Annotated in this window: 17 protein-coding genes; 2 read left to right on the top strand and 15 right to left on the bottom strand. The window is 43.6% G+C overall.

Annotated elements, in window-relative coordinates; all coding sequences use genetic code 11:
- The first annotated feature begins 6 nt into the window (after nucleotides 1–6).
- Nucleotides 7–993, top strand: coding sequence for a DNA polymerase III subunit delta (gene holA, locus OCV61_RS08025; RefSeq protein WP_158421392.1), 987 nt, complete (start codon nucleotides 7–9; stop codon nucleotides 991–993).
- Between the two features lie 102 nt (nucleotides 994–1,095).
- Here holA and OCV61_RS08020 read toward each other — a convergent pair whose 3' ends face one another.
- The 14 genes from OCV61_RS08020 to OCV61_RS07955 form a co-directional block, all read right to left on the bottom strand.
- Entirely contained in the window at nucleotides 1,096–2,760 is a 1,665-nt protein-coding gene (locus OCV61_RS08020; protein ID WP_158421391.1) for a carboxylesterase/lipase family protein, read from the bottom strand.
- Nucleotides 2,761–2,958: 198 nt separating this feature from the next.
- Nucleotides 2,959–3,234, bottom strand: a complete 276-nt coding sequence (locus tag OCV61_RS08015) for a hypothetical protein (RefSeq protein ID WP_158421390.1) — start codon at nucleotides 3,232–3,234, stop codon at nucleotides 2,959–2,961.
- Complete coding sequence (locus tag OCV61_RS08010; RefSeq protein ID WP_158421389.1) at nucleotides 3,221–4,012, bottom strand: ParA family protein; 792 nt, start codon at nucleotides 4,010–4,012, stop codon at nucleotides 3,221–3,223. Before OCV61_RS08010 ends, OCV61_RS08015 begins: the two co-directional genes overlap by 14 nt.
- Nucleotides 4,013–4,103: 91 nt before the next feature.
- Nucleotides 4,104–6,569 carry a DNA internalization-related competence protein ComEC/Rec2 gene (locus OCV61_RS08005; RefSeq protein WP_158421388.1) on the bottom strand — a complete coding sequence of 822 codons (2,466 nt, stop codon included), beginning with the start codon at nucleotides 6,567–6,569 and terminating at the stop codon, nucleotides 4,104–4,106.
- An 11-nt stretch (nucleotides 6,570–6,580) separates the two neighbouring features.
- Nucleotides 6,581–7,519 carry a GerMN domain-containing protein gene (locus tag OCV61_RS08000; protein ID WP_158421387.1) on the bottom strand — a complete coding sequence of 313 codons (939 nt, stop codon included), beginning with the start codon at nucleotides 7,517–7,519 and terminating at the stop codon, nucleotides 6,581–6,583.
- Nucleotides 7,520–7,529: 10 nt separating this feature from the next.
- Entirely contained in the window at nucleotides 7,530–8,957 is a 1,428-nt protein-coding gene (locus OCV61_RS07995) for a sensor histidine kinase (protein ID WP_158421386.1), read from the bottom strand.
- A 3-nt stretch (nucleotides 8,958–8,960) separates the two neighbouring features.
- Complete coding sequence (locus OCV61_RS07990; RefSeq protein WP_158421385.1) at nucleotides 8,961–9,650, bottom strand: response regulator transcription factor; 690 nt, start codon at nucleotides 9,648–9,650, stop codon at nucleotides 8,961–8,963.
- 54 nt (nucleotides 9,651–9,704) lie between these two features.
- Nucleotides 9,705–10,457: a ComEA family DNA-binding protein gene (locus OCV61_RS07985; protein ID WP_262582747.1), complete on the bottom strand. Its 753-nt coding sequence runs from the start codon at nucleotides 10,455–10,457 to the stop codon at nucleotides 9,705–9,707.
- Nucleotides 10,458–10,549: 92 nt separating this feature from the next.
- On the bottom strand, nucleotides 10,550–10,984 hold the full coding sequence (locus OCV61_RS07980) for a DMT family transporter (protein ID WP_158421383.1): 435 nt from the start codon (nucleotides 10,982–10,984) through the stop codon (nucleotides 10,550–10,552).
- A gap of 135 nt (nucleotides 10,985–11,119) precedes the next feature.
- On the bottom strand, nucleotides 11,120–12,349 hold the full coding sequence (locus OCV61_RS07975; RefSeq protein WP_158421382.1) for an ABC transporter permease: 1,230 nt from the start codon (nucleotides 12,347–12,349) through the stop codon (nucleotides 11,120–11,122).
- On the bottom strand, nucleotides 12,346–13,263 hold the full coding sequence (locus tag OCV61_RS07970; RefSeq protein ID WP_158421381.1) for an ABC transporter ATP-binding protein: 918 nt from the start codon (nucleotides 13,261–13,263) through the stop codon (nucleotides 12,346–12,348). Before OCV61_RS07970 ends, OCV61_RS07975 begins: the two co-directional genes overlap by 4 nt.
- Complete coding sequence (locus OCV61_RS07965) at nucleotides 13,238–14,449, bottom strand: site-2 protease family protein (RefSeq protein WP_158421380.1); 1,212 nt, start codon at nucleotides 14,447–14,449, stop codon at nucleotides 13,238–13,240. Before OCV61_RS07965 ends, OCV61_RS07970 begins: the two co-directional genes overlap by 26 nt.
- Nucleotides 14,450–14,499: 50 nt before the next feature.
- Nucleotides 14,500–15,312 carry a DUF3169 family protein gene (locus tag OCV61_RS07960; RefSeq protein WP_262582746.1) on the bottom strand — a complete coding sequence of 271 codons (813 nt, stop codon included), beginning with the start codon at nucleotides 15,310–15,312 and terminating at the stop codon, nucleotides 14,500–14,502.
- The gene (locus OCV61_RS07955) at nucleotides 15,299–15,517 is read right to left on the bottom strand and encodes a helix-turn-helix transcriptional regulator (RefSeq protein WP_158421378.1); all 219 of its coding nucleotides are present in this window, start codon (nucleotides 15,515–15,517) and stop codon (nucleotides 15,299–15,301) included. The genes OCV61_RS07960 and OCV61_RS07955 overlap by 14 nt, the downstream gene beginning before the upstream one ends.
- Before the next feature lie 393 nt (nucleotides 15,518–15,910).
- Here OCV61_RS07955 and OCV61_RS07950 point away from each other — a divergent pair, with 393 nt between their 5' ends.
- Nucleotides 15,911–17,575: a hypothetical protein gene (locus tag OCV61_RS07950; RefSeq protein ID WP_158421377.1), complete on the top strand. Its 1,665-nt coding sequence runs from the start codon at nucleotides 15,911–15,913 to the stop codon at nucleotides 17,573–17,575.
- A gap of 192 nt (nucleotides 17,576–17,767) precedes the next feature.
- Here the strand turns inward: OCV61_RS07950 and OCV61_RS07945 are convergent, their stop codons facing one another.
- Nucleotides 17,768–18,226: a DUF2798 domain-containing protein gene (locus OCV61_RS07945; protein WP_158421376.1), complete on the bottom strand. Its 459-nt coding sequence runs from the start codon at nucleotides 18,224–18,226 to the stop codon at nucleotides 17,768–17,770.
- Nucleotides 18,227–18,519: the final 293 nt, after the last annotated feature.

The following is an 18,519-nucleotide window of genomic DNA, read 5'->3' as shown; positions in this document are numbered from 1 at the left end:
ACTATTTTGAAAAATATTCAGGAAGATATTAAATCAGGCAATTTCAAACCTGCATATCTGCTTTACGGAGCCGAAGCCTACCTGAAGCAGCAGTACAAGCACAATCTGGTAAAAGCACTGAACCCTGATGGGGACACCATGAATTTTACCCGTTTTGAAGGAAAAGGGATTGAAATAAAAGAATTGATCGACTTATGCGAAACCATGCCTTTTTTTGCTGACCGGAGAGTGATCCTTCTGGAAGATACCGGATTTTTCAAAAACAAATGTGACGAGCTGGCAGATTATATGAAATCCCTGCCTGATTATCTCTGTCTCATATTCGCAGAGTCCGAAGTAGATAAACGAAGCCGGATGTACAAGGCGGTCAAAGCTGCTGGCCGGATCTGTGAATTTCTCCCACAGGATGAGAAAACCCTGATGCGCTGGGCTGCCGGCCTTCTTGGCAAAGAAGGAAAAAAGATCACTCAGCGTGACATGGAACTGCTTCTCACAAAAACAGGGGCTGATATGGGGAATCTCCGCATGGAACTGGAAAAGCTGATCAATTACACCAGCGGCAGGGATGTTGTTACAGCAGCTGATATTGAGGCAGTGTGTGTGACGCGTACCCAGAATAAGATCTTTGATATGGTACAGGCAGTAGCCGATAAAAACCAGAAAAAGGCTCTTGATCTTTATTATGACCTGCTCACCCTGAAGGAACCTCCTATGCGGATCCTGTTTCTTCTTGCGAAACAGTTCCGGCAGCTTTTTCTAGCAAAACAATTTGTACAGGAAGGGCTGGCACAGGCAGAAATGGCTTCCCGCCTTGGTGTCCCGGCCTTTGTTGTCCGGAAGATCCTTGCCTGCGCCCGGTCCTATTCTCTGGATGAGCTTCAACAGGCAGTAGCTGATTTTGTAGATGCAGAAGAAGCTGTTAAAACCGGACGTCTTCAGGATACCTTAAGCGTAGAACTGCTGATCGTAAAATACAGCTGCGGCATCAATTAACAAATTTAGGGAGGATGTGACTCAGTGCAAGTCACACCCTCCCTATTTTAGAACTGCCTGCTTTCCGGCAGCCCTTACTTGTGAGTAATAGTCTGTTTATTATTATTCAGCTGCAGGAAAATTGAAATAGCTGGTTGTATAATCCATCATCAGTTTTTCCAGATCTGTCAGTTCATCTTCATGTGTACTGATTCCATCTCCTAACTGAATATATCCCATATTTTCATCTGCCACTGGCCAGTATGCAAGTCCGTCTCCATTCGGATCTCCGGTTTTGATAAAGTTTGACCAATACTGATTCATTTTTTCTGCCAGCTCATAATCCCAGTCAGTCCACTGTCTTACCGCCGGAACACCCTCACGCAGAGAATTAAACGCATACCACATTTCACCTGTATGCCATGCCCACTGGTTAGCCCAGCCTCTGTCCGTTCCTAAATCTGTAATGCTCTCAGGTGTAGCGTGGCTGAATAAGTATGTATAGTTTGCAACTTTTCCATCTGTTCTTTCTGACATCATTTTTCCGTACAGTCGATTAACCATAAGGCTTCTGCTAACATTTGTGCCAAGACCATAAGTTCCTAACTGACGGCTGATCATAGCAGCTGTACTGTCATCAACTTTTACCAGATTTTCAAAATCGTACTGGTCATACAAATCACCAAGAGCTTCTTTATATTGAGCATAGAAATCATCTGCTGTGGATACCTTCGGATAGCTTCCCTCGCCAAGATTTGTTCCGGACAATATAGAAACCTCATCAAAAGCTCCGTCATTAATAGAATCCTGAATGTTTTCATAGGTGACATACAAACCATCCAGATTCATGCTTCCCGGATAATTGGAGCTAGTACTGTCGATCAGTTTTTCAGCATCCACGTTTCTCAGATCCTCAAGTGTGGCACTTTCATCAAGCCCCAGATCTCCCAGATATGCAGTTCCTGTTTCTTCAGCACTTTCCTGAGTCTGGAATTCCATATTGTACTTTAAGCCGCTTTCCAGGATCAATTTATCAACTTTCACATCCATTTTAGGAGAAGCAGTCATTGCCATTGCCTTCGTGGTACCGCCGGATTGTCCGCCAACAGTTATATTCTCAGGGTCTCCACCAAAGTTAGCTATATTCTCTTTGATCCATTCCATTGCTTTAATCTGGTCCATCAGACCATAATTTCCGCTCTGCCCCTGTTCCTCAGTAAGCTGTGGCAATGACAGATACCCAAAGACGCCAAGACGCTGTTCCACTGTTACCACAACAATTCCATTCTTTGCAAAAGCTTCTCCGTTTCCTTCCGGCTCAAAGGTATAGCAGCTGTTCAGTCCACCTCCATGGAACCAGACATATACCGGTTTCTTTTCTGTAGAAGAAAGTGAATCTTCTGTTGTCATTACATTCAGATACAGACAGTCTTCACTCATTTCAGGAACTCCATCGTAATAAATATCCGATTTATATGGTTCCACCTCTGCTCCACCCAATACCTGCATAGGAATATCTTTGTAAGTGTCGCACACAAGTACATCATCCCATTTTTCCGGATCTACAGGTGCTTTCCAGCGCAAATCACCCACCGGCGGTGCTGCATAGGGAATTCCACGAAACTCTACAACATTCTCATAAGTTTCATCCGTACTGTTGATACCTTGAACTTTTCCGTATGCTGTTTCAACAATATTCTTTTCATTTTCCTCTGCATACACATGAACACTTCCCAAAAGTGTGGAGCAGGCCAGTAATGCAGCCACTGCGATTATTCTTTTCTTCATATAAACAGAACCTCCTTTTTGATAAAATCATTTTAGGATTTCAAAAAGACAAATGCTATAAATTATTTTCTTTTTGAATATCACTTTTTTGATTTTTCTCTTTCCAGAGCAGGATATTCTGAATACATCATGCCACAGGATTCTCAAAAAATCTGAGACTGTTTATATTGTAAAAAGCTATATTAACCCAAATTATTATCAGAGCAGATAAACCGGCAGGTCCTCTGCGATCTTTACAGGCTTTCCCTCTTCTGCCGGCCTGTTGCCTGAAAGAAATTTTAATTGTATTTCCTGGGAATCCATAGGCGTTACCACAGACTGTGTTACTTCCTTTGGTGCTGCCTTTGCAGCAGCTCGCCCTGTTGTTTTCCCGGCTGCTGTTTTATTTGCTGTTTTTGTTGCTGCTTTTGTTGTTTTTGCTTCAGCTGTGTTTTTAGCTGCTGCCCTTTGAATGCTTGCTTTACCTACTGACACGATCCATTACCTCCTCTGCAAGTTCTGTATATTCTTTTGCACTTCTGCTGCTTTTCTTAAACTCTACCACCGGGGCACTGGCATCCTGCGCCCACTCAATGGAGCTGTCCACCCGGATCACAGAATCCAACAGCCGGATCCCGTCCATATCCTTTAAGGTCTCCAGCGTCTGTTTAAAATATGCTTTTCTTGTGTCTGCCTTGGTGATCACGATCCCCAGCACCTGAAGCTCCGGTGCGATCTCCTTTACTTCATCCAGAAAATCAAACATATTGGCCAGTCCAAACATCCCCCACGGGCTTGCCTCTACCGGTACAAGCACCCGGTCTGAAGCACACAAAATATTCATCACCCAGCCTCCCAGTGTAGGTGGTGCATCTATCAGGATATAATCATAAGTTCCTGCTGCTTTGATCTTCTGCAAACATTTTTTCAGGATAAATTCCCTCTGCCATTTTGTAAAAAGCTCATACTCAATGGAACTCATCTGGGTAGAAGAAGGGATCAGATCCAACCCCTCATATGGGGTATGCACAATATAATCTGTCAGATCCTTCTGCCCCCCAATAGCATGGTACAGATTCATCTCCCCTGCTGCCATTTCCAGTACTTTTTCCTCTGAGAAAAAGGACAGGGACAGATTCAGCTGCATGTCTCCGTCCACCAGCAGTACCTTTTTTCCTGCCCGTGCCATTGCTGCTCCCACATTGGAGCATGTGGTGGATTTGCCGCTTCCTCCTTTGTTGTTGGTAAAACATATGGTAACTGTTTTCTTCATGGCCGCCCCTCTTCCCTCTTTTGTATGCCGGACACCACCGGCCTTTGAAAGCATTATAATATATCCTGTTGGCAAAAACAAGGAGTGGCAGCTATAACTCGCTACTTAAAAAACCTTCCATTTTCACATGTTTCCCATCTGTGTACACAGTCACTGCACCGCTTATCATGGTATATGCCACCTCACATCCATGCTCTCTCAGACGCTGGATCGTTTCCGACGAAGGGTGTCCATAAGTATTTGTTTCTGAGCAGGAAATCACTCCATTTTCAGGTTTTATCTTTTCCAAAAAAACACTGCTGGTAGAATATTTTGATCCATGATGCCCTACCTTCAGAAAATCCACATCCTTCAGATATGGAAGCAGCTCTTTTTCTGTTTTTTCACCGATATCACCTGTAAAAAGGCCGGAAAATTTTGCATATTCAAGCTGTATCACCATGCCATCCTCATTTACGTTTTCTCCTTTTGCCCCATCTTCCGGTGCCAGGAAACAAAGCTTCATTTTCCCGGACTGGAGAATATCTCCTCTCTTTACAGTATGGATCTGGGTGCCTGCCTGTCTGCCCAGTTTCTCCAGATTATTCCAGTTTTCCGGAGGATCCTGCCATTTAGGCAGATACAGACTGCTTACATATACCGAAGTCAGCCCCTGTGCCTGCAATTCCAGGATTTCCCGAACTCCGCTGATATGATCCTCATCAACATGAGATATAAAAATCCCATCAATCCGACTGATTCCCCTTGACTTCAAAAAAGGAAGCATCTGATATCTGCCAGTACTGGTTTTACTGCTGCTTCCTCCATCAATCAGATAGTTTTTCCCTTCCGGCGTCTGGATCGCAATTCCATCTCCCTGCCCCACATCCAGACAAGTGATCTGCAGGTAGGCTGAGGGCCAGACTCGGATCACCAGGAGACTGACCACTATTCCTGCTGCCGAAGCTATCCGGTAAACTATTCCTGAAATTTTTATCATTCTCAGTGGCATTTCTTCATATTTTTCTTTAGATCCGGTTCGCCATTTGCTTTTCTGTGAATATAAGAAAAGGATTGTTCCCAGGATCATATAATACAAGCCAATCTGCCACAGCTTTGGCTGGCCTGCAACCCAGGTAACAGGAATTCTTAGATTTCCTATAGACAGACTGCCTGCTGCACCACATAGCATTTCATAAAGCCATAACAGGAATTTTCCAGGGAAAATCAGTATTTTGGCGCCTGTCATCCAGAAACAGCCCACCAGCATTCCTGCAAGACCACTGACCAGAACCACCGCTACTGACGGAATCACTAACAGGTTCAACATCAATCCAGCCACAGAAACCTCCCCAAAGAAATAAAGGCTCACCGGAAGCATAGTCAACTGCACTCCCAGCGAGGCCAGAAACATGGCCGTTCCCTTTTTGCAGACTGCTTTTACCTTTCTGTTTACCGTCTTTCTATTTTCTGTTTTTCTGTTTTCTTTCTTTCCCCTTTTGTCTGCCTTCTTTTCCAGATAAGGATAAATGATCCCTGCCCCGAACACTGCAGAAAAGGAAAGAAGAAAACCGCTGCTGTACAAATAAGCCGGCGATTCCAGAAGGATCAGTACTGCAGATGCAACCAGTGCTGTAGGCAGATCATAGATCCTGCCAAGAATCCTCGCCCCTGCAGCCATGAGAAACATGCACACAGCCCGCATAACAGACACGCTGCCTCCTGTCATCATCCCATACTGGATCATAAAAACCAAGGCGATCATACCGGCAGTCCAGTTTCCCAGATAACATTTTTTCAAAAACCGGTAAAAGCCCATGCCGATAATACTGATATGGAGTCCCGAAATCGCCAGTATATGCAGTATCCCGCCCATTTGGTAGCGCAGCTTTGTTTCATCCTCCAAACCGGTTTTATCCCCCAGCACAATGGCCTTTAATACTTCTCCTTCTTTTCCTGCGGCCTGGCACAAAATATCCCCCAGATACTGCTGCAGATCCACCAGAAATTGTCCATAAACAGAATAACTGGATGATTTTTCCTTGATCACAGCTTTCTTCATCACATAATAGATATGCTGGCATGCATAATACTGACGGCTGTCAAACTCTCCAGGATTTCGTTTGCCCTGGATTTCTTCCAGCCTTCCTTTTACACGAACCATCATCCCTTTATACAGGACATCCTTATCTGTATCCACAGATACTCCACACTTATCCCCCAAACCCTTATCTGCATTCACAGAACTTCGTCCCTTTACAGAGGATCTGACATTCGCCACAGACTTGGCTTTAGAAAATGTTTCCTGATTTTTCAAAAAAACTCTTACATTTTTTATTGGAATTTTCTTAGATTGATAGATAAAATAGACATTTTTAAGATAGACTGATTTTGAATTTTCACTTTCTGCGCACCGTTCCACCTCCCCGCAGATGGTGGTCCCCGGATGCTTTTTTAAATATTCTGAAACAGATTTCGGCAGAGGATTCCCCCTGATCAGGGGCATCCCCAGCAAATCTGCCATGGCCATCGCCAACATCAGGAGAAGGCACGCAAGACATAAGGGTCGTCTTGCCATCCATTTCCTCCTTACTCTTTGTCCTGGATCAAATCAGTATTCCAGCCAAAGAAATTATAAAGAGAGGTATTCTCTCCAAAGCTTACATCATCCTGTCCGTTCAGGCTGATCTGAACTTTGTCTGCATCCACAGCAGCCAGTACGGAATTAACTACCGAATAAATAATTGTTTTCTCCGGAATATCAAGAGCTGCATCAGAAAACGCCTGGCTGAAGTTCACATAACATACACGATCAGAAGTTGTTACAGACATAACCTCTGTATTCTCCGGAAGAGTAGGATAATGTCCTTTTTCCATAGGCCCCTTGATCAGCTGCTCCAGGATCACCCGTTCCCTTGGAAGACTTCGCTTATAATAAACGCTTCTTTCTTCCTCAACCAGTTTTTCCCCTGTGCTGTCAGTAAAATACAAGGTAAAAGTATCATACCGGTAAGCATCCCGATCATCACCCCACAGTTCCACAAAACTGGAATTATCCATGGTGCCTATTGGATTTCCTTTAGAATCTGTAAGCTCTGTATTTCCTACATAGAATTTCACACCGGAAATCCCCGGAACCTGAAGAAAGCTTCGTACAACTCCAGCCCGTACCAGAATCTCCCTGGTACTTCCCATACTGGTATATCCACTATTAAAATAAACAAGCAGGGATGTATCGTCCAGCACACAGGACTGTATCTGTACTTCTTTTGGGAAAAGCGCCTGATAATCTCCACTGGTTTCTCTGTCATTCAGCTTCTGCTCCAGCTCATCGATCATATCCTGGGGACTTTCCTTCTCAGGCACATAACTTTCTCTCTGCAGCTTTGTTTCTTCCTGATTTGTATAGTAAAAATAATATTGATTGCCTCCGCTGTCCTTAAGGCCAGACTGTCCTGTATCAGCGCAACCGCCAAGAACTCCTGCAATCAGCGCCACACTCAGCAGCAATATAAGTAACTTTTTCATCTGGTGCCTCCTAAGGAATATATGACAACGGGATACGAACGGTAAAGGTAGTTCCTTCTCCCTCTTTGCTGAATACCTTAATGGTGCCATGATGCATGGCTATGGCACTTCTTGTAATGGCAAGTCCAAGACCTGTACCGCCAATCTCCCTGGAATGGGACTTGTCCACACGATAGAACCTTTCAAAAATACGGTCAATGCTATCCTCAGGAATGCCCATGCCGGAATCTGCCACTGTCACATAAAAATATTTATGGTCTGCGTCCAGCGTTACCCTTACCCATCCGTCATCCACATTATATTTGATGCCATTTTCCACAAGATTGGTCACTGCCAAAGTGAATTTCACTTCATCCACATCAGCTTCTACTGGCCTGAAGCAATCAAGGATCAGGTCAATATTACGTCTGTCTGCAATGGGCCGAAGCCTCTTCAGGATATCCTCCAGTAACTGATTGATATCCATATGGGAAATATTTACATCTGCTGCCTTTTTGTCCATCTTTACAAGGGAAAGAAGATCTGTGATGATCTTATTCTCCCTATCAATCTCCGCAGTAATATCCCCCATAAACTCCTGGTAAAGTTCTTCTGGCACACCGCTTTGCCCTACAAGGGAATCAGCCAGCACCTTCATGGAAGTTAAAGGTGTCTTTAACTCATGGGACACATTGGATACAAATTCATTTCTGGACTCATCCAGGATCTTCATCCTTGCCAGCATCTTGTTAAATGCATCTGTGATCAGCTTTGTCTCTGTATAATCCGGAACGGAGATCTCATCATTCTGATATCCGTCTGTCAGATCTTCTATAGATTTGGTGATCCTGGCAAAAGGTTTTACAAGAATAGTGGAAAGTACATAACCAAGCAAAATGGCCAGTGCTACTATGAACCCGATGATCAGGATCTCCCTCTGCTCCAGCTCATCAATGGTAGAAGCGATCTCATTGGCTGAAACGCTTACCAGAAGTACCCCTTGCAGCTGCTTCACTTCAGGACTTTTTACCGGAACAACCATCTCTATCGACCGGTTCTTACGATTATACCAGCTGACTTCATCCCCTTTAAAGCAACGGATGACCATGGATGAAAGCAATGTCTTCCCTTCATCTATGCCATACGTATCCTTTACGATCCTGTAATCCCTGTCAACCAGCAAAAGTCTGCCGCTATATACATTAGACAACAACTCCAGCTTGCTGTTCACTACCTGCGAGCTGGAGTCATTAATATAATTCTCTTTGATTAACAGGTTGCACAAAATGTCACATTGATTCTTCACATTCTCAGTACGGAGAGCAATGGCCCGATCCGCATAGGTATTGATCACAATCTGTGTAACTATAACACTTGGCACGATTCCCAGAATGATCAGGATGATCAGGATACGAAAGCGCAGGCTTTTAAAAAAGCTTGTCTTTGGCTTGTTGATCATAGCTTAAGCCTGGAAGTAATAACCCACACCCCATTTGGTGTGTACGTATTTCGGCTCACTGGGATTTGCCTCAATCTTCTCTCTAAGACGACGGATATGTACATCGACAGTACGCACATCTCCAGGATACTCGTATCCCCAAACAATATTCAGAAGGTTCTCACGGCTGTAAACCTTGTTGGGATTAAATACCAGAAGCTCCAGAACATCGAATTCCTTTGCTGTAAGGTTGATCTCACGGCCGGCAATAAATACCCGGCGGCTTTCGCAGTCCATCTTAAGTTCTCCCACCTCAATGGTCTTTGCCTTTTCTTTTTCTTCATGATTGCTGCCTGCTCTTCGCATAATTGCTTTGATCCTGGCCTTCACCTCAAGAATGTTAAACGGCTTTGTAATGTAATCATCAGCACCATACTCCAGTCCCAGGATCTTATCCATGTCCTCTCCTTTTGCTGTAAGCATCACAATCGGAACATTTGAAAATTCCCGGATCTGCTGGCAAACCTCAAGTCCGTCCATCTTTGGAAGCATCAGGTCTAAAAGAATGATATCGTATTTCTTTTCCTTGGCCTTCTCTACAGCTTCCTCACCATCATAGGCGCAGTCCACTTCCATACCGTCCTGTTCCAGGCTGAAGCGGATACCCTTGACGATCAGCTTTTCATCATCTACTACCAATACTTTCCTGCTCATGTATATTCTCCTTATTCTCGCCTGCCATCCCTTCTCAACTACACACAGACGATATTAATCTACGGAAATCCTGTCTTTGATCCTGGCAAAAACACCTTCCTTGATCCCTTCCACATTCATGATCTCTTCAATGGAAGAAAATCCTCCCTGATCCTGACGATATGCAAGGATGGCATCTGCCTTGGAACTTCCCACACCAGGCAGTGTGGTCAGCAGCTCTTTGTCTGCTGTATTAATATTAACCTTCCCTGTACCGGTGTCCTCTGATACCTGTCCTGTACCCTCTGACGTCTGTCCTGTTACAGATGACTGTGTACCCAGATCCCATAAATTTCCTGCATTGCCACCCGCGCCATTTCCAGCTGCCACATCTTCTGCTTCCTGCACAGTAGGAACGTACACCTTCTGTCCATCTGAAAGCTCTGCTGCCTGATTCAGACACACGGGGGCAGCTTCCGTTGTGCATCCTCCTGCTGCTTCTATAGCTTGAAATATCCGGCTGCCTGCATCCAGACAGTATACTCCCGGACTGACCACAGCACCAGAAACATCCACATAAATCTCTTCCGGTTCCTGAGAAACTTCTGAAAGTACAGCAGATTCTGTGATGGCTGCCTCCGAAACAGGAACCTGTGTATTTGCAGTCTCCTGGTCAGTGATCTGAAATTCTTCTTCACCGGCCATCTCCTGGGAACCCTCCTGGAAAAGATCATCTCTCCTGCTGCATCCTGTAAGTACACAGCTGATGAAAATCACACTGAAAAAAAAGCAGAAATATTTCCCCGGTTCTAAAGGTTTTCTTTTCATTTTCGGTTCTCCTCCCATAACAAAGCATGGCAGGCTCCCCGCTACTCATTCTTATTTTAACGAAAGATCTGTACTTTTACAATACCAATCTCTTAATTTTGCCACTTAAAAATAACGATTCCGGCTGCACAGATCAGCATTCCCATAATCTTTCTCCACTCAAAAGGCTGCTTTTCCACACCAAATATGCCCAACAATTCAATCATATATGCAACTGCCAGCTGAGACACAACAATCACCATAACTGCCTTAGCCGGACCAAGGGCTCCCATACTCTGGATCACGGTCACTGTAATAAATGCTCCGATCACGCCTCCAAGAAGCATATATTTAGGACTGACCTGCCACAAAACCGATACACTGTCTCTCCCCGAAAAAAACCATGCTGCCACACATACCAGAAATGCTGAAAGCTGCACCCATCCGGTAGATACCCAAAGGCTGGATTGTTTGGTGACTTCTGTATTAAATACCCCCTGTATACTCATAAGTGCTCCTGACAACAGTGCTGCAAGAAATCCCCACATATTCCTTCCTCCACAGATCTTTAATGAAAGGGATGTCTGTAAAATCTTTTAACAGATTAAAACATCTGCGTGATCTTACAGCATCCCCTTTCATGACTCTGTTATCAGGATATGCTTATTTCAGCAATATATACCTTACATTTTCATATTTTTTAATGCAGTTGTGATCTTCAGAGGATTGCCATAATGAAGGGTTCCATACCGGAACAGTTTAGCAGCCAGCACTCCGGCCAATACGCAGGAAGCAACCAAAAGTCCACCGGAAAGGATAATCTCCCAAGCTGCCACACTGCCCATAGCCACACGGATGAACATAGCATTTCCGGAGGTAAATGGTATAAATGAAGCTACTTTGATCATAAGCCCGTCACAGTCATTCATTCCGAAAATAGCTGCCAGGAAGGAAATCACATAAAGCATTGTCACTGGTCCGGATACCTTGCTGATATCCTCTGTCTTGGAAACAAGTGCTCCAAGTGCCCCAAACAAAAATGCGTATAACAGATAACTTGCAATTGCAAAGAATGCATAAGCAACAAATACTCTGGCCGGAATATCAAACAAAGGATCCAGGATCCCGCCCCACTTTTCCTTAACAGCTGCGTATGCTCCAAATGAACCACCAAGGATCACCAATGCCTGGACCAGGCCAGCAAGCGCACCTGCCAAAACCTTGCCAAAGATCAAACTGTTAGAATCTACACTTGTTACCAGGATCTCAATAGCACGGTTGCTTTTTTCGGAGGTAACGGATGTTGCGATCATCTGTCCATAAAAAATGATCAGGAAATATACAAGGAACACCAGGATATAAGTATATCCGTAATTGGATGCACTGTCTTTTCCCAAAATATCTGTAGTAACATTTATATTTATGTTTTCAGCAGCTGCAATCTCTTCCTCTGAAAGTCCTTTTGCCATCAGATACTGCTGTGTCTCATAAGCCTCCAGTGTGCTGACAAAGGCATCCTGATAGCTGTCATACAGTTCCTTATTATTTACCACATAGGAAACATCTGAAAGACTGTTCAGGATAAAACCAGCCTGAACATCCTGGTCCTTTACAGCCTTTTTCAGGCTGCTCTCATCCTGATATGTTTCCCAATTCGCCCACATACCTGAAAGCAGGCTGTCTACGTCTGTAATCTGATCTGTCTTCACACAAATACCCAGTGTATCTGCCTGTTCACCTGAATCGGTGCTGCTTTCAGAAACTTTATCGTCTCCCAAAAGCCCCGGAACCATAGTTGGAACAATAATCACACCCATAAGCACCAGGGTAAAAAGTATCGTAGCCGTCAGAAACCCTTTACTTTTAAAGTAATTGTTTAGCTCAAACCTTAATATAGTCCAAAATTTTTTCATGCCTCGTCACCTGCTTTCTCCACAAAAATGTCGTTCAAAGACGGCTCATACATGCCGAAAAATTCCAGATCCACATCTTGCTCTACAAGCCTTTCCAGGATCTTAAGCTTTGCATCTGAAGCTTTTTTCCTGATGATCAGACGATCCTTCTGTACCTTTTCTACTTCAAGAAGATCAGCAAAAGTATCACGTAATCTGTGTGCCAGTTCCTCTGGTGTTTCTTCAAGACTGGATACCACCAGGCGGTCCCGCCCAAACTCCCTTTTGATCTCCTTCAGTTCTCCGGACAAAACCACATCCCCATGATTCAGGATGGCGATCTGCTGGCAGAATTCCTCTACATAACTCATCTGATGGCTGGAAAAAATCACCAGCTTTCCCTGCTGGATCTGTTCACTGATCACATCTTTCAGGATCTGGGAATTTACCGGATCCAACCCTGAAAAAGGTTCATCCAGGATAATGATCTTTGGATCTGTGATCAGGGTCTGCGCCAGCTGTACCTTCTGCTGATTTCCTTTTGAAAGAGTTTCCAGCTTCCGGTTCTCATACTCTGACACTTCCATTTTAGCCAGCCATTTTTTCATATTTTCCTTGGCTTTCTTTGCGCTTAGGCCACGAAGCATTCCAAGATATATCAGCTGTTCACTAACGGTTTTCTTTGGGTATAATCCTCTCTCCTCTGGCATATATCCAATCTGGTGCTTTGCCGGGTCAAATGGCTTGCCATCCAGCAGAACTGCCCCTGCATTTCCCTTAAATACGTTCATAAGAATACGGATGGTGGTTGTTTTCCCGGCTCCGTTCCGTCCCAGCAGCCCCAGTGCATTTCCGCTTTCCACAGAAAAAGAAATTCCATGCAGCACTTCATTTCCGCCAAAGCTTTTTCTAAGATCTCTTACTTCCAGTTTCATACGTAATCTCCTTTTCCGGGCCGATCATCTGCCCTGTTTGCTCTTTGAAGCTTATATCTATCTGATCCATCAGTTCTCTTTCAGACTGAATATCGGATTCATATGGATATACTTTTGCCTGTTTTTCAAACCTCTTCCGAAGCTCCTCTCCCTTTTCCGTGTCCTGGTCCTTTAAAAGCGCAAGTCCATACTGGGTGCGTGTCACAGACAGAAGACTTTTCCCAAAGGCTTTCATAAACTTCTGCTGTTCTTTATCCAGAAGTCCATCCAGAGCTTCTTCATTTCTCTCTCCCAACAGCTGGCACAGAATCCCATCACAAGCTAACAGCTTTCTGTGCAGGTCAATGATCCCGTTTTCAGTGTGCAGCAGCTTTTCTATCTGATGATCTGCTTCTTCAAATCTATGTTCATCCATCAGCCTGTTGCATACAAAAACCCCAATTGCAGCAGACAAAGGATTTTGCATATCTTCATCTGACGGCATCTGAAACCATTCCTCCGGCAGTTCTTTCAGCCTTCTGCCTCTGGAAACCTCCTGGTTGATCTGCATCTGGATTCTGAAGGCACGCAAAGCCCCTGGAAACTTTCGGATCGTCCAGGCATTATAACCATCATTAGGCATTCCACCCATAACTGCAGGAATTCCATTCAAAAGTATAAAAGCGCACCCCATTAAGGCAATGATCAGGAAACATTCTGCCCCATATGGATGCGGTTTCCAAAGTGCCAGACTGATCACAAGACAGATCAGGGACACCAGAAAATTCATCAAAACACCGCCCAGATTGTACAACACATACGGCATTCTTCCATTGATCAGCTCCGGTGGATCCAGCAGGCACTGCCCGGCCGTCCCCTGGATATGCAGCTTCTTCCATCGAAGTCCTTGCTCTGTTTTTAACAGGATCCTGCTCCCGATCCTGAAAGAATTAAACTTATATCCGGTGAGCATGCCGAATACCAGATGACCTCCTTCATGTACCAGAATATGTAAAAACATACTGGCATAAATTGCCCCCAGCATGATCAAAATATTCAGCACAAATGTCCACATGCCCCCATTTCTAATACTGTCGGTTTTATCCGCTATCTTAACCATTAGAAGACCGCCTGCTGCACCCACAGCAAATCCAAGCAATCCACCTACAAACGTAGACAGCCATTTCTTTTTATTTTTCTTTTTCATTCCTTTTTCCTTCCTACAATATATTTATGGTTAATACCCATGATTGCCGCTTATCGAAGCTTCTCTCCCTTTTTCATCATACAACCTTTACAGTAGGTGATGCTCACCACCATCCAGACAATTGCCAGCATTACGATTGCCATGATCCCTGTATTCCAGATCATCTGGAATACCATCGCCAACGCTGTCAGGATGGGAAGCAGCCTGATAATACACATATAGGCCTTGTAGCTGCCCTGGTAAATGGCTTCCTTTTCGGCCTCGTCACAGCTCTCCAGCCATTGCCGGGCAAACTTCCTTGATGCCGGATCCCCTTTCTTCTGAGGATAAATCCTCTGGATACGCTTAATTACCCTGATCTGGCCAATACCAATATATAAAAAAGTAATTACAAAAACTACCATCCCTGCTAACCAAAAATATGCCTGCCAGTCTTCCACTGTATCAATATAATGAGCGGAATAGCTAGTGCTTAAAATCAGAATGTCCAGGATCATAAAAATATTATGTACAATATTGGTAATGCCATAGATCCGGTCCAGGTCATACTCCAACCGATCATTCTCCTCTTCTTCCTCCACGCCTTCCAACCGCTGTTCGATTGCTTTCATCTGATGCAGTGCCCATTCATTCCAGATAATACAAACAACAAACAGGATCAGAAGGATAAAAAACATCCTTTCACGGATTCCCAAAACCAGCATCTGTGCTGCATCCTGGATGGTTTGTCCCAATGGCGCACCATGATTCAGATAGCTCATCCCGCCGCCAAGAAAACCTCCAAAGATCATTGCCGCCAGCATGATCAGCCCATATTTCAAATAGGTATTCATCTTTCTTTTATTTACTTTATCTTTCTTCATCTTCATCCTCCAAATAGCTGAATATATCCTCCACCTGAACCTGACAGATCTGTGCCAGCTTCAGGGCAAGTGTTACCGATGGGGAATAGTCGCCTCTTTCGATCAGGCTGATGGTCTGTCGGGATACTCCTGCAAGCTTCCCCATTTGCGCCTGATTGATCCCAAGTCTGGCTCTTTGTTCCTTCAGGTGATTCACCAACGGCATTCATATTCCTCCCTTCCTTTTCTTTTGTTGGTCTTTTGTTCTTTTGTTTCTTTTGTTCCTTTTGTTGTCTTCTATACATGACTTGTATTTTTGTCATTTTGACAACTTTTTTTGTCATCCAATATAACATTAACAAATATACTTGTCAACAGATTTTAAAAAGATTTCTTTATGCAGCATTTTGTATCTAACTCTCCCATATAATTATGGACAGCTGTTACAGATTTTTCTGTAGCATAAAGCTCAAAGATATGGTAAGATAAATCTATGAATCTGCATAAACTGATGAAATAAAACACAGATTCTATCACTCAATCATGAGATATGGCAGACGGATCATAGCCGATGTTCTCTGCCAATACATCACTCAATGTTTATAAAATGGAGGTATCTATGAAAAAAATGAAAAAAATAGCAGCATTGGCTTCTGCTGCAATCCTTGGCATTTCCACAGTACCGTACAATGTACTTGCTGCTGATTCCTACGCTGACGCCGAAAAATCAGCACTGGATAATGCCCTTGAAACTTTCCGTGCGGTTTATGACAAGAGCCTGGAGTCAAGCAAAAAAGCTTATGAAGGACAGGGTGTGGATTTCTCCCTGAAGTTAGAAGATGGGGCAAAGTCACTTCTCAGTGCATTTTTACCTGTAGATCTTTCCTGGCTGGATTCCATCGGCATTAATGGCGATGTTACCCTTGAAGCATCCAGGTTAGGAGAAGACCTTACCTTAAAAGTAAACGACAAAGAGATCTGCTCTGCACAGTTGTATATGGATATGTCCACAATGGACATATATATGAGCATTCCGGAACTTATTGATGGTTATATCAAAGTCAATGCCAACAGTGCTGCCCAGGAAGAAGCAGAAGCAGCTGAAGACGCAGCAGACGACCTGGGTATTTCTGTAACAGACGATCTTCCGGTAGATACAGAGAACCTTACCGAATACATGGATGCTATGATGAAATTCCAGGAGTCCATGCCTGAAGCTGACACAATTTCCAATATGATTGATAAATATCTGTCTATTGCTGTAGATCACGCAGCAGAAGCAGCAAGTGGCAGTGAGACACTTTCTGTTGATACGGTCAGCGTAGACTGTACTACCATGGAAGGCACTATTTCCGGAGAGAATCTTCTTCCTGCTTTAACAGATATAGTAGAAGCGCTGAAGGATGACGAAGATTTCAAATCTATTTTTGAATCTGCAGCTATTCTTGCACCAGATGCAGACTATACATATGACGATTTCCAGAGCAGTCTGGATGAAGTTCTGGATGCTCTTCAGTCTGAGGATATGTCAACAGAGGATATCACCCAGAGCTTTACCTCCAAAATCTGGATTGACAGTGATGATAATGTAGTGGGACATGAGCTTTCCTATACTGATGAAGAGGGCTCACATCCATTTTTCCTGTATCAGACTCCAACAGACGGAGACAATGCAGGATACCGTTTACATGCAGGTTTGGACGACAGCAGTATCGACATCGTAGGAAGCGGTCAGGTAACAGATGGTACCTTGAATGGTTACTATGAGCTTTCTGTTGACTCTCAGCCGATCCTTGGCATTACTGTTTCAGACTATGATACAGAATCCCTGAAAACCGAAGGTCTTGTTCATGGTTCTTATGACCTTTCCATTTTCCAGGGCGACATGGATGATTCTACTTATGAGACTGTCAGCGCTTTCGGTATCAAACTGACTTTAGACGGTATGAACTTTGCGCTGGATCTTTCCATGAGCGGTACTCCTCTGGCCACCCTGTCTGCCCAGGTTCATGATGCAGATCCTGTGACCTTTGTAGATCCTTCTGAGATGGATCCTATCTATGATGTAGACAATGATGAAGACGGTGATGCATTTGCTTCCTCTATGAGCCTTGACACCATTTTGCAGAACCTGACAGATGCAGGAATGCCAGCTGATTTCTTTGACACTCTGGTAAATGGCTCTTCTGATACCACAGATGCAGATACTGACACTATGGATGATACTTTTGAAGATGACACCGCAGCAGACGATGATACTGCAATTGGTGACACTGCTGAATAAATATTTCTGTAGGGAAATGCAGTATATAGATTCATAAGCAATAATGCAGATTACTACTATATTTGTGTTTTCCCGCAAATATTAAAAGATCCTGACACGTACAGAGATTATTATCCCTGTGCTCCGTGCAGGATCTTTTTTTATATCACTGATTATCCCCTAATCTGACTGACATCAAATCAGAAATGTGTCTTATTTTTCTGGAAATATTTTTGTAAAAATAAAGCGGATCAATGGCCCACAATACATGAGCTGCCAGAAAAAAGCTACAGGAAAATTCATAAAGGTTGTCTGTATCCATACAGCAATAAACTGGGATCCGGCATTTTTAAATAATATTGTAGCGATTAAGCTCATAATTGGACACATAATGCAAATAATCATAACAGAAATCGCAATTGTGATAACAATCGGTCTATCCTTTGGTGTTACAATACGGAATGCAAGCACATGTGCCAGATTATCCACAATAAAAAATTCCAACACAAATGCAACTGGCCACATGATTTTCATTTCGCCGAAAGCCATAAGAAATACCTGATTACTCATTCCACCGATGTTCAGAGAAATGTTGTAGCAGATCATGACATATACCATGAGAAAGGCCATCATGAGAGTAAAAATAACATTTTGAAACTTTGTTTTAGGCATAAAATTGTTCTCCTTTTTTAATTTTGGGCACAAAAAAGACACTTGTGTTGTTCGTTATCAAGCATACACTTGTGTCGTTTCCAATTTTATACCAGTGCTGTTTCGTTATTAGATTAGACAGCAATATTACCTGTCGGCCACATTACTAAGGAACTATTATATCAGACAAGTGACATGCTCCCACCACTTAAATCTCAGATTTTGAAGTGGGGGCTTCTTGCTCAATGGCTCTACTGAGCCAAGTATCTACAAGCTATCCTCGCGTGTCCCGCGATTCTTTTGCCCGGATACGG

It is taken from the genome of Blautia ammoniilytica (assembly GCF_025566965.1).
Lineage (GTDB): Bacteria > Bacillota > Clostridia > Lachnospirales > Lachnospiraceae > Blautia_A > Blautia_A ammoniilytica.
Note: the sequence above shows the minus strand (reverse complement) of the source record. Positions and strands in the feature narration are given on the sequence as shown.